The 12,242-nt window shown below is 40.3% G+C and carries 13 protein-coding genes; 11 read left to right on the forward strand and 2 right to left on the reverse strand.

What is annotated here, in order from left to right:
• The first annotated feature begins 140 nt into the window (after positions 1-140).
• Positions 141-278: a hypothetical protein gene (locus tag ACX9YW_RS00555; RefSeq protein WP_460340193.1), complete on the forward strand. Its 138-nt coding sequence runs from the start codon at positions 141-143 to the stop codon at positions 276-278.
• Positions 279-399: 121 nt separating this feature from the next.
• Positions 400-918, forward strand: coding sequence for a GNAT family N-acetyltransferase (locus ACX9YW_RS00560; protein WP_460340196.1), 519 nt, complete (start codon positions 400-402; stop codon positions 916-918).
• A 246-nt stretch (positions 919-1,164) separates the two neighbouring features.
• Here the strand turns inward: ACX9YW_RS00560 and ACX9YW_RS00565 are convergent, their stop codons facing one another.
• Both ACX9YW_RS00565 and ACX9YW_RS00570 read right to left on the reverse strand, forming a co-directional pair.
• Complete coding sequence (locus ACX9YW_RS00565) at positions 1,165-1,473, reverse strand: BC1872 family protein (protein ID WP_460340199.1); 309 nt, start codon at positions 1,471-1,473, stop codon at positions 1,165-1,167.
• A gap of 41 nt (positions 1,474-1,514) precedes the next feature.
• Positions 1,515-1,691 carry a hypothetical protein gene (locus ACX9YW_RS00570; RefSeq protein WP_460340202.1) on the reverse strand — a complete coding sequence of 59 codons (177 nt, stop codon included), beginning with the start codon at positions 1,689-1,691 and terminating at the stop codon, positions 1,515-1,517.
• A 222-nt stretch (positions 1,692-1,913) separates the two neighbouring features.
• On the opposite strand from ACX9YW_RS00570, the gene ACX9YW_RS00575 reads away from it, so the two are divergent.
• The 9 genes from ACX9YW_RS00575 to ACX9YW_RS00615 all read left to right on the forward strand — a co-directional run bounded on the left by ACX9YW_RS00575 (position 1,914) and on the right by ACX9YW_RS00615 (position 12,233).
• Positions 1,914-2,708: a GNAT family N-acetyltransferase gene (locus ACX9YW_RS00575; protein WP_460340205.1), complete on the forward strand. Its 795-nt coding sequence runs from the start codon at positions 1,914-1,916 to the stop codon at positions 2,706-2,708.
• Complete coding sequence (locus ACX9YW_RS00580; protein ID WP_460340208.1) at positions 2,705-3,838, forward strand: M20 peptidase aminoacylase family protein; 1,134 nt, start codon at positions 2,705-2,707, stop codon at positions 3,836-3,838. Before ACX9YW_RS00575 ends, ACX9YW_RS00580 begins: the two co-directional genes overlap by 4 nt.
• Before the next feature lie 15 nt (positions 3,839-3,853).
• Positions 3,854-4,870: a dipeptidase gene (locus ACX9YW_RS00585; protein WP_460340210.1), complete on the forward strand. Its 1,017-nt coding sequence runs from the start codon at positions 3,854-3,856 to the stop codon at positions 4,868-4,870.
• Positions 4,871-4,879: 9 nt separating this feature from the next.
• Positions 4,880-5,731, forward strand: a complete 852-nt coding sequence (locus tag ACX9YW_RS00590; RefSeq protein ID WP_460340213.1) for a MurR/RpiR family transcriptional regulator — start codon at positions 4,880-4,882, stop codon at positions 5,729-5,731.
• A gap of 65 nt (positions 5,732-5,796) precedes the next feature.
• Positions 5,797-6,885, forward strand: coding sequence for an o-succinylbenzoate synthase (gene menC / locus ACX9YW_RS00595; RefSeq protein WP_460341228.1), 1,089 nt, complete (start codon positions 5,797-5,799; stop codon positions 6,883-6,885).
• Positions 6,886-7,277: 392 nt separating this feature from the next.
• Positions 7,278-8,726 (forward strand): serine hydrolase domain-containing protein, encoded by a 1,449-nt coding sequence (locus ACX9YW_RS00600; protein ID WP_460340216.1) that lies wholly within the window; start codon positions 7,278-7,280, stop codon positions 8,724-8,726.
• Positions 8,727-8,741: 15 nt separating this feature from the next.
• Positions 8,742-10,400, forward strand: coding sequence for an ABC transporter substrate-binding protein (locus tag ACX9YW_RS00605; RefSeq protein ID WP_460340219.1), 1,659 nt, complete (start codon positions 8,742-8,744; stop codon positions 10,398-10,400).
• On the forward strand, positions 10,400-11,332 hold the full coding sequence (nikB, locus tag ACX9YW_RS00610) for a nickel ABC transporter permease (RefSeq protein ID WP_460340222.1): 933 nt from the start codon (positions 10,400-10,402) through the stop codon (positions 11,330-11,332). The genes ACX9YW_RS00605 and nikB overlap by 1 nt, the downstream gene beginning before the upstream one ends.
• A gap of 4 nt (positions 11,333-11,336) precedes the next feature.
• The gene (locus tag ACX9YW_RS00615) at positions 11,337-12,233 is read left to right on the forward strand and encodes an ABC transporter permease (RefSeq protein WP_460340225.1); all 897 of its coding nucleotides are present in this window, start codon (positions 11,337-11,339) and stop codon (positions 12,231-12,233) included.
• Positions 12,234-12,242: the final 9 nt, after the last annotated feature.

Genomic DNA, 12,242 nt, shown 5'->3' on the forward strand with positions numbered 1-12,242 from the left:
ATTTCGAATGGAAAATCAATAGAAAATGTTCTACACAATATAATATTATTAAACTTCCTAAAAATTTAAGCACTTTTTCCTAGCATCCAACATATATTAGCTTCTGTGTGTGAGATTTTTGTAGGAAGGATGTTAAAACAATGACAAACAACGAGATGACCATCGTAAGAAACATCGAGGACCAAAACGGAACGGGAGACATGAAGATTATTGAGTGGAACGTTTCCGATCCAACAGATAGCTTATATGCTGTTGTTACACCGGTAAAAATGAAATAAACCTTAAAACTCCAAAACCATCCCTTGTGTAACCTTACATAAATGGGGATGGTTTTTTCTTTATTTATAAAGTGATTATGTTAAAATATAACAATAGTTTATTAGAGAAGGAGCTTCCCGAATGCACGTATTAACAAAGAATTTGATCCCCGCCACCCTAGCAATGCTAGACCGAATAAATGACTTATACCTCAATTGCCGAGAACATTTACTCGCCCATAATATTTTGCAATGGGACGAGAACTATCCAAACAAAGACTATTTTGAGCATTGCATAGAAAATCAGGATTTATTTGTTCTGAAGGATGATGCCACAGTCCTAGGACATGTTGTTTTAAACGAATGGCAATCAGAGGAATGGGAGAACATTTTATGGCAAGGAATAAACCCTATTGTCATCCATTCTTTAATAATTAGTCCGAAATGGCAGGGAAAAGGTACAGGTACACGTTTTGTAGGGCTTTGTGAGGAATATGCGAGAGAAAAAGGTTACAAAAGTATTAGATTAGATGCGTTTTCAGGTAACCCGACAGCGATTCGATTATATGAAAAGCTTGGATACCAAAAGCGGGGCAGTGTCTTTTTTTCATCCAAACCGGAAGGTCATCAGGAGTATATTTGCTTCGAAAAAGAATTGTAGCATTGAAGTTGAAATCCGGACATACGTTCCGTTATTTCACTAAAATCAGTCGTTTTTAAGATCATTGAGGACATTGTTTCCGTTATTTTGTCAGAAACATAGAACCTAAGCCTATTTTTAACAGGATAACGGAAACAATGTCCGGAATATGGGCAAATATGCCGCATTTTAACACAATTGCAGACCGTATGTCCGTAAAAAGTCACGAACCGCATCCGCATACAGTCCACGAAAACGATCCCAATTCTACAACCATTCATCCGGTACTGACGACACCTCAGCAATTAAAAACGCTGCATTGGTAATGGCTTGTGACAATGTCTCCCCGGTAGCACAAACATCATTAAAACAAACTTCGAAATCACCAGTCACCCTATAAATAAAGCCGAACTTCTCTAATCTTTCAACAATCATCATGGCATGCTCCAAGTTTTGATCTGGTTGAAACTCAGAATCATAAATAAATTTTCCTTCTTCAAAATCATACCACCGATCCCAACGATTTAGTTTCCAACCGAAGATTCTGCGGGCAATGATTTCAATTCGATTGTTCATATGTACATACCCCCAACTAAAAAACCCAGGATTTCCTGGCTTTAGTTTATAAAACCTTTTTCCTTCAAATGCTCATAGGCAGCTGTTTGATTTTCATCTTTTACTTGATATTCTAGCACGTTATCAATGATTTTTGCACAGCGACCACCAAAAGGTTTTAATTCCTCTATAATCATCTTCAAATCTACTGTTCCATTAATCGGATAATTTACTTTCATTACAACAACACCTCCACCGATAACTATAAGCAATCACAGAAATATTTTCTGTGATTTATATTACGGTAGAATGTCAATTTTTGGCGTAAATATTTTGAAAAATAAAAATATTTGAGATTGTTTATTTTTTCCTAATAGATTATAATCATAAAAAAGCGTACCCTTCAAAAATTAATAAAATGAAGGATATACTTCACACCATAGAGGAGTGAAAAACTACCCATGATTTCAGTAGATTATATTACTTATAAGATAATAGAAGATTTAGCAGAAATCAATGAGGTTGTGGGGTTACAAACGGAAATCTGGAGTGCCAGTTCGGTTTCACCACTGCCACACCTACTAGCCTCCATCCATCATGGTGGAATCATTATCGGAGCTTTTAACGAAACCGAATTAATCGGTTTTTGTTACGGTTTTACCGGTTTTAAAAATGGGCAAGTATACCTAGTCTCACATATGGCTGCTGTTAAACAGCCTTATCAAAACTACGGTATTGGCTATCAGTTAAAATTAAAGCAAAGGGAATGGGCCGTTAAATACGGTTATCCCAAAATCGTCTGGACCTATGACCCATTAGAAGTGCGAAATGGCTATTTTAATCTCAATAAATTGGGTGCATATTCCCGAAAATATCATGTGGAGTATTATGGAGAAATGGAAGATAAGTTGAATAAAGGGCTTCCGAGTGATCGACTGCTAATCGAATGGGATATTCATTCTGAGCGAGTTGCTGGCGCAATAACCGGGAGTCTATTAAAACCAAATGTGGATGGCTATGAAATTTTACAAGATGGCCAAAAATTCGATGCTCAGAAACATGGATTTTTAGTACCAGCCCCTGCCAATATTCAATTTGTCAAACAAACAGCCATGGAAGAAGCACAAAAATGGAGAATTTCATTAAGAAACACACTCTCTATGGCACTCGCAAAAGGGTACGCGATTACTGGGGTCCATAAGCAATCGGATTCCATAACGCATTACTATATTTTAGAAAACGGTGAAAAGATATGATTGAAAAAATAAATGCCTGGATTTCTCAACATGAAAAGCTTATCAAAGACACTTATCATCATCTACATACAAATGCTGAAATTAGTTGGAAAGAAGTAGAAACAACTAAGTTCCTCTGTGAACAGTTAGATAGATTAGGAATTCCATATGAAACTTTTCCGGACCATACCGGGGTTGTGGGTTTTTGGGGGAATTCCAAGGAAGGCCCGACCATTGGGATTAGAGCGGATATGGATGCCTTGTATCAAAATGTAAATGGTGAATGGAAGGCCAATCATTCCTGTGGACATGATGCACATATGACAATGGTCCTGTTCGCGATTACTCTTTTAAAGCAGATTGGCTATACGCCACCCGGGATGATTAAAGTCATTTTCCAGCCTGCGGAGGAGACAGGGTCAGGGGCAAAGGCGATCATTGAAAAGGGTATAATGGAAGACCTTGATTATTTGATCGGCATTCACCTTAGACCCATTCAGGAAATGCCGTTTGGTGTTGCCTCTCCAGGAATTTATCATGGGGCCACAACTTTACTTAAAGGTAGAGTAAAAGGGGTCCAGGCACACGGAGCACGGCCACACCTGGGAATTAATGTTGTCGATTCGCTCAGTACGATTATTCAAGCGGTAAATGCTGTTAAAATAGACCCGACTGTTTCAGCATCTGCAAAAGTGACTATGGTCAGTGCAGGTGGGCAAAATCTAAACATCATTCCTGATGAGGCTGAATTTGGTATCGATGTTCGGGCCGAGCGGAATGACTTAATGGAAGATTTATTAGCAAAAATCGAGCATGCTGTATTGACAGCCGGATCAATGAATCGTGCAGAAGTTGTTATTGAACCACCTACATCAATGGTAGCTGCAGAGGCTAGCCCCATGCTAGAGGAAGTGGTGAAGGAAGCGATCGTAGAGGCGCTTGGTGAAGAGGGATTTGTTCCACCGCCAAAAACACCGGGTGGTGAGGATTTTCATTTTTATAAGCATTCCTATCCGCAGCTTCAGGCAACAATGGTTGGGCTTGGGACCGGATTAGCCCCAGGATTGCACCATCCCAATATGAGTTTTAACTTGGATGCACTTTTAAATGGAGTGAAAATTCTAAGTCTAGCATTAACGAAAATTCGATAAAGGCTGGTGAATGGCTTGGAAATCGTTGACCTTATGAATAACTCTCTCATTGTCGACGGCCACTTTGATTTATTAATGGACGTTCAGATTCAACGAGAAAAAGGGCGAACGAAGGTCATAGAAACAGACTATTTACCCCGATTTCTCAAAGGTGGAGTCCATGTTATCATTGCAAGTGTTTTTGTTGACAGTCAATTTTTACCCGAAATGGCGCTTCGGAAGGCACTGGGACAAATAAGTGCTTTATACGAAGAAGTTAAGGAATCACCTGACCACTTCATGATTTGCTACAATGGAGCCGACATGGAGACGGCAAGGCAATCTGGAAAAATTGGCTTCCTTCTGTCATTGGAAGGGGCAGAACCACTAGGAACCGACATAAGTTTAATGCGTGTCTTTTATGAACTTGGGGTGCGAAATCTAGGTTTAGTATGGAGCAGAAGAAACGCCGTCGGTGACGGCAGCTTTTTCCATCCAGTTCGCGAAGGAAGAAAGGGTGGGATTACCAGCTTTGGCGTTAAAGTCATTGAAGAAGCGGAAAATCTCGGAATCATGATCGACGTCTCTCATTTAAATGACGAGGGCTTTTGGGATGTGGTTGACATTGCCCAGAAACCGATTATCGCCTCTCATTCCAATGCCCGCCGACTTTGTTCAACGATGCGAAATTTAACGGATGAACAAATAAAAGCGATCGCGACTAAAAACGGTGTTATTGGTGTCAATGCAGTCAGCATGTTAGTAGGTGACGATGACTCATTTTCAACCATTAGTCAGCTGGTTCAACACATCAACCATATTATTACGATTGCCGGTATCAATCATGTTGGCTTAGGACTCGACTTATGCGATGATTTTATGAAGTATGTTTCACCAGATGATTTAGCTAGTATGCCACGCAAACCCTTTGACGTGATTAGTGGACATCAATCATTGCCGAAGTTAATCGACGCCTTCCTGCAACGGGGTTATTGCGAAAGCATGATAACCGCCATATTAGGAAAAAATTTACAACGAATGTTTATGAAGTAGGGGTACACGATGATGGATTCACTCAATACTGTCGTTCAAGAAAAATATAATGATTTTTCAAAGGGATTAAAAAAAGTAGCTCAATATTTCCTATCCAATCCCGAAAGCTTTGCTGTCCATTCGGCCGAACAAGTAGGATGCCAAATCAATGTTAGCGAGACGACCGTGATTCGATTTTGCCACGCCCTGGGATATAGTGGATTTAGCGCTTTGCAAAAAGATATACAGGAGCAGCTTATTCATCGCCAAAGCAGCAGTTTATATGAATATTTTGAGAAAAACAATATGGACAAAGACCAAGATTTTTCAAGGAAAATGATGTTAAAAGATGCCGAGGTCATTAGTCAAACAGCCGAACGATTAAGTGGAGAGGATTTCGAGCTGGCTGTTGAGAAATTGACCCATTCCGAGCGAATTCTCGTCTCAGGGATACGCTCCTCCCATGCGATGGCACATTGGTTTTCCTTCAGTTTGGATTTAATCAGAGGAAATGTTCGCCTTTATCGTCCTGATATTGATGATATTATTTTACGAATTCGTGAAATGGATCCCAATAGTGTATTCGTGGCCTTTTCATTCCATCGCTATGCGTTGGAAACCATAAATATTGCTAAGGAGGCAAAACGGCTAGGGGCATTTGTCATTGCGATAACCGATTCGGAGGTTGCTCCGATTAGGGAACACGCAGATGTTTTATTAACTATTCAACTTCCGAAAAAATCAACACTCGATGTGGCACCTGCTGTTTTTTCACTAATGAATGCGTTAATTGCTGCTGTCTCGGTGAAAAATGCTAAGCAGTTTAAACAACGGGTAGAAGATTATGAACAAGTCCATTTTGATCACTTTTTTGCAGAGTAAAGGAGGAATAGAATTTGACCAACGAACCATTTAATATTCGGAAAGTAACCCTTCATCGGTTGGCTATGACCATGATTCATCCATTTACAACAAGCTTTGGTACGATGCAGGAAAAAGAATTTTTTATTATTGAAGTGGAAGATGAGACAGGATGTATAGGTTTTGGTGAATCAGTCGCATTTACTAGTCCATGGTACAGTGAAGAGACAGTTGAAACAAACAAGCATGTAATGGAAGAGTTTTTAATCCCTCTGTTGTTTGAAACGCCTATTCAACATCCCGATGAATTAACGAAGCGCTTCGAAATTATTCGCAGAAATAATATGGCTAAATCAGGTCTTGAAGGAGCTATTTGGGACCTCTATGCGAAACGAAATAACCTCCCTCTTTATAAAGCTTTGGGCGGTGTCAAGCAACAGATTGATGTAGGAATAAGTATTGGTCTACAGCCTACAGTGGATGATTTGCTGCGTGTCGTGGATGGTTTTATTAATGAAGGCTACAAACGGATCAAAATAAAGATTAAGCCAGGTCATGATTATGAAATGTTGAAGGAAGTACGAAAACACTTCCCAGACACATTGCTAATGGCCGATGCCAATTCAGCTTATACGTTAAAGGACATTGATATGCTGAAAAGGCTAGATGAGTTGAACTTAATGATGATTGAACAGCCATTGGCCCATGATGATATTGTCGATCACGCTAAATTGCAGGCCGAAATCGCTACTCCTGTTTGTTTGGATGAGAGCATCCATTCGTTGGATGATGCCCGTAAGGCAGTGGAACTAGGTAGCTGTAAGATTATCAATGTTAAAATTGGTCGAGTTGGCGGATTATCTGAATCGAAGAAAATCCATGATTATTGTGCTGAAAACGGAATTTCCGTATGGTGTGGAGGCATGCTGGAGGCAGGTATAGGCCGTGCCCACAATATTGCGCTTACAACCTTGCCACAGTTTAATTTACCTGGCGATACGGCCGGTTCTTCGCGATACTGGGTAAGAGACATCATTGATCCAGAGGTAGTTGTTCATAATGGGATGATTCAAGTCCCTGAAAAGCCGGGAATTGGCTATGAAGTAAACCGTGATGTGTTGGAATCGTTTCGAATTGATAAATATGTTCATACGCCATCCAAGATTAGAAATTGATCATAAAAAGACAATATTAGAAACAAGTAATCTCTATTCCAAAATATACTAAAAATTAGTTGAAAATGGTATAGAAAGGCGGTCTCTATACCAAAATGACCAAGATATTAGCGGAAAATGGTATAGAGAAGCGGTCTCTATACCAAAATGACCAAAATATTAACGGAAAATGGTATTGAGAAGCGGTCTCTATACCAAAATGACCAAGATATTAACAAAAAATGGTATAGATAGACGACCACAACACCAAAACAACCAAAAACTTTGCCGTTTTTGTCGTTGAGAGATACTCTATGCTGCTCTTATTAAAACACCAACCATGGTTATGCATTGTACATTAAGTACAATCTATAATATAAAAATTCAGAATATTAAGAAAAGGGGTAATGAAAGTGACACAAAAGACAATCACACGTGAGTTTGATCAGTATTGCCAGGAAATTGTGAAGAAGTATGAGATCCCGGGATTTTCAATTGGCTTAGCGAAGGACGGAGAATTGTTTTTTGAAAATGGCTACGGCTACCGTGATGTAGAAAATAAGTTACCACTTTCTTCCGACACCGTTAATGGGATTGGTTCTGTCACTAAATCATTTACATGCGTCGCTATTTTACAATTACAAGAAGCTGGCAAACTATCAGTCCATGACCCTGTTATTAAATACTTACCAGAATTTAAGACTTCTAATGATGACTACACCAAGCAAATGACAATCCACCACTTCATGACTCATTCAGCAGGACTACCACCTCTTGGAACCTTATACAGTGCAATGAAAAAAACGATGGATCTTGATCCAAAATTTGAAGATGAGCAACCTGCCTTATCCCCAGAAGATAAAGCGAAAGCAGAGGAAGCAGCAGCAAAAATTCCTAATATCGAAACTTACGAAGAATTAATGGCAAATATTGCAGAGCAAGAGTTTACTTTCCTTGGTGCACCTGGCACAGAGTTCAGCTATTCCAATGATTCATACGCTCTACTAGGAGCCATCATTGAGCGAGTAAGTGGAATTCCTTACGAGCAATATACGAAAGAGTACATTTTAGAGCCGGCTGGCATGAAAAATACTGTTTTTAATTTGGAAGATTTAAATGATCATGACGATGTTTCCTGTCTTTATAACCAACGCAAAAAAGGTGAAGAGACCATCATTTTTGAATCCAATAACCAATGGGACGCACCTGCCATGCGTGCTGCCGGATTTTTAAAATCAACTGTTAACGATATGCTGAGATATGCTGAAATCTTTAGAAACCAAGGAAAAGTCGGAGATGCCCAAATTTTAACACCGGAAAGTGTGGAGTTAATGACGACTCCATATATCCAATGTGATTATGACAAATTTTATGGTTACGGTTTAATGATTACCCCAGACTATTTTGGATATAAGTTAGTCGAGCACGGAGGGGCCATTAAGGGAGTGGCAGCACAAATGAATATCCTTCCCGAATTAGGATTGACAGGGTATTCGATATCAAATTTAGGTGGTACTCCGTCTACCAAACTATTATACGCAGCATTTGCAGATTATTTAGGGAAGCCGGTAACGGCTTCACATATCGAGTTCACTGAACGGGAACTGACTGACGAGGAATTAAAGGAATATGAAGGAACGTTTGCTTCGAGTGAAGGGGCGAAATATCAGTTCAAACTGGAGGATGGCAAGCTTTATCTAAGTGCCGAGGGGATTGAGGCAACAGCAGTAAAACCGTTTGCTGAAGATCTATTTATGGTCAATTTTAGAGAATCTTCGCTTGCACTCCGTTTTGTCAGAGATGAAAATAAAAAGATTATTCGGGCTGCCTTTGGTTATAGACAAACACCAAAAGTAGAATAGGAGGCTACATTGTACATGGTGAAGAAACGACCAGTAAATCCATTTCAATTCATTACACTTTTATTCCTTGCTATGATGTTAATTGTTGGCTGTAGCTCCACATCTTCTTCAACACCTAAGAAGGAAAAAGATGATGACTCTAATTTACAAACCGAGGAAATGGCAACACCTAAGCCTGGTGGAACGATTACCATTGGGGCCTTTGCCGAACCAGATACGCTTGATGTTCATAAAACGGCCATGAGTATTGCCAGCCAAGTGACATCGCATATCGGTGGAAATCTAATCGTAATTAATCCGGAAACGAATGAATTAGAGCCGTATCTGGCAGAGGATTACCAAGTGTCCGAAGATGGTAAAACGATTACATTTAAAATTCGTCAAGATGTTAAATTTCAGGACGGCACACCATTAACGGCTCAAGTTGTTAAAGATACGTTTGATCGAATCCTAAATCCAGATACCGGGGCGACCGTTGCGGCAAGTCTTATCGCTGGAATTCAATCTACCTCCGCACCGGATGAGCAGACATTTATCATCGAACTTGTGGCACCATCTGCTCCATTTTTACGTAACTTAGCAAGCGAAGGCTACCTCCAGCCGTTATCGATGGCGGCCATTGAAAAAGCCGGCGATAATTATGGACGGAACCCAGTTGGGGTAGGTCCATTTAAATTCAAAGAGTGGGTAACCGGTCAATCGATTACACTAGAAAGAAATGAAGAGTTTAATTGGCCACAGTCTTATTACGAAAATAAGGGAAAAGCGTACCCAGAAAAAATAGTTTATAAGTTTATTCAAGATGAGCAAACAATGTTAGCCGCCCTGGATAGTGGTTCGATTGATGTTGCGATAGGTATTACTCCAAAGGATGTCCAACGCTATCGAAATAATGACCAATACTACGTTTTAGAAGTGGATCGTCAGGGTCTCGGCTTGTTTTTGGAAATGAACACAGAAAATGATATTTTGAAGGATGTCAACGTTAGAAAAGCGATTAATATGGCGATTAATAAGGACGCTATCATTAAAGCTGTACTTAATGGGGAAGGTGCTCCGGCTTATGGGCCGATTCCGTCCACGATTTTTGGTTATGACCCAAATGTCGAAAACTATGGTCATAAATTTAATCAAAATGAAGCTACCAATCTTTTAGAAAGCTCAGGCTGGCAGAAGAATAGCAAGGGCATTTTTGAAAAGGATGGAAAGGCAATGAAGTTTGACCTAACCATCATGGGTACTCATAATCAGTCGGCTCAAATGGTTCAAGCGATGTTAAAGGATGTTGGCATTGAGGTAAATATCCAATCAATGGAATCCGGTACCTTAATTGAAAAAGCATCTCAAGGGGATTATGACATGTCGTTCTTGGGATACTCCTATGGTGACCCAGATATTTTAACTCTATTATTCCATTCAAGTCAGATTGGTGGATTAAACCATACTCGTGTGAAAAATCCGGAGCTAGATGCGTTATTGGATAAAGGAAGAACCACAATTGATCCAGAGGAACGAAAACAGGTTTATGCCCAGGTGCAAAAGATCGTCGTTGACGAAGCTTATTTTGCCCCAATTTATGCGGAAAGGGTTTTCTTTGTAGTTAATAAGCGCGTCAAAAATGTCAAGTTGAACGCAACTGCGCCATTATTCCATGATAGTTGGGTTGAACAATAATGAAACAGTTCATTTTGAATCGAATTTTATCAGGAATTGTGGTCATCTTTGGAATATCGGTGTTTTCCTTTTTGCTGATACACTTTATTCCTGGTGATCCAGTTAAAATCATGCTCGGAATCAATGCATCTCCTGAGCAAGTAGAAAAACTGAATAAGCATTTGGGGCTGGATCAGCCCCTTTTGGTTCAGTATGGACAATATATCACAAATGCCGTTCAAGGTGACTTCGGGACATCATTAAAAACTGGTCGGCCGGTTCTAACTGAAATCGTGGACCGGTTTCCTGAGACCGTAAAATTAGCAGTATTTGGGCTTCTCATTGCCGTGGTCATCGGTATTACGATGGGAATGATAGCCGCTAAATTTAAGGATACATTTATCGATAAGCTATGTACTATATTCGCTACCTTAGGTGTATCCATTCCTAGCTTTTGGTTGGCCATTCTATTAGTGATGATTTTTTCGGTCAAACTACGCTGGTTCCCGATTGCGAATGGAACTGGTTTTCGTGATTTAATATTACCTGCTGCAACTCTAGGCGTAGTGGCTTCTACCATGATCATGCGCCTAACACGGAATGGAATGGTGGAAGTTCTATCAAATGATTATATTCGAACAGCGAGGGCAAAGGGCTTGGATGAACGCCTTATCTTGCTGCGTCATGCCCTCCGTAACGTGCTTATCCCGATAGTAACGGTAATTGGGCTTCAATTGGCTGGATTATTAGGCGGTGCCGTTATTATTGAGCAGGTTTTTAACTGGCCAGGACTTGGTACTTTAGCATTGGGGGGAATTATGTCTAGAGATTTCCCACTGATTCAAGGAACCGTTTTATTCATGGGTGTTGTTTATGTAACGATGAATATCTTAATCGATATTTTCTACAGTATCATAGACCCTCGGGTGGAATTGGGCACAAAGGAGGCATGATCGGGTGACAAAATTAAGTGAAAGCTATAAGCCACTACAAGCACGAGTAACGTATAAAACACCAATGAAGATAAAAACCGATACCGTGAAAAAAATCTTCTCTGATACCCGTGCCCGGATTTGTCTTATTTTTCTTTTCATCATCGCTTTAATTGGCATTTTTGCACCGTTTATAGCGCCTCATGATCCGGAGCAATTATTTTACGAATCCATCCTTCAGCCGCCAAACAAAGAGCATTTGTTGGGTACGGATGCGATAGGCCGTGATATTTTGTCCCGGCTAATTTTTGGAGTACGGGTGACAATAACCGTTTCGACTTTAGCCGTCGTGATTACCTTTGTATCTGGTACCTTTATCGGCTTAATTAGTGCTTACCTCGGTGGAGTTGTTGATAATATTCTTATGCGGATTATGGATATATTATTGGCACTGCCAAGTATAATCCTTGCACTAGCCATTGTGGCGATTTTAGGACCAAGTTTAACGAACGCGATGATTGCCGTTGGGATTGCTTCTATTCCTGGATTTGCCAGATTAATTCGTGGAGCGGCTCTGACGATTAAATCTTCAGGGTTCGTCGAAGCAAGTCGGGCGATTGGCAGCTCGCATAGCTGGATTATTCGCCGGCAATTTCTACCCAATGTAGCTGGTGTATTATTAGTTTATACGACTCTTTTTATCGGTGTGGCGATATTAGATACGGCAGCCTTAAGTTTTATCGGGCTAGGAGCGCAACCACCAACACCAGAATGGGGAACAATGCTAGCAGAGGGGAAAAACTATCTTTATGATGCCTGGTGGCTAGCAACATTCCCAGGGGTGGCTATTACCACGGTTGTATTTGCGGTCAACCTGTTAGGCGATGCATTACGAGATATTTTCGACCCAAGGTCAAGTTAGTCGGTAGGA

The sequence above is a fragment of the Pseudoneobacillus rhizolycopersici genome (assembly GCF_054786815.1).

Coding starts and splice junctions, on each gene's coding strand:
- ACX9YW_RS00555 (WP_460340193.1), top strand. CDS start 141: ATGACAAACAACGAGATGACCATCGTAAGAAACATCGAGGACCAAAAC.
- ACX9YW_RS00560 (WP_460340196.1), top strand. CDS start 400: ATGCACGTATTAACAAAGAATTTGATCCCCGCCACCCTAGCAATGCTA.
- ACX9YW_RS00565 (WP_460340199.1), bottom strand. CDS start 1,473: ATGAACAATCGAATTGAAATCATTGCCCGCAGAATCTTCGGTTGGAAA.
- ACX9YW_RS00570 (WP_460340202.1), bottom strand. CDS start 1,691: ATGAAAGTAAATTATCCGATTAATGGAACAGTAGATTTGAAGATGATT.
- ACX9YW_RS00575 (WP_460340205.1), top strand. CDS start 1,914: ATGATTTCAGTAGATTATATTACTTATAAGATAATAGAAGATTTAGCA.
- ACX9YW_RS00580 (WP_460340208.1), top strand. CDS start 2,705: ATGATTGAAAAAATAAATGCCTGGATTTCTCAACATGAAAAGCTTATC.
- ACX9YW_RS00590 (WP_460340213.1), top strand. CDS start 4,880: ATGATGGATTCACTCAATACTGTCGTTCAAGAAAAATATAATGATTTT.
- menC (WP_460341228.1), top strand. CDS start 5,797: ATGACCATGATTCATCCATTTACAACAAGCTTTGGTACGATGCAGGAA.
- ACX9YW_RS00605 (WP_460340219.1), top strand. CDS start 8,742: ATGGTGAAGAAACGACCAGTAAATCCATTTCAATTCATTACACTTTTA.
- nikB (WP_460340222.1), top strand. CDS start 10,400: ATGAAACAGTTCATTTTGAATCGAATTTTATCAGGAATTGTGGTCATC.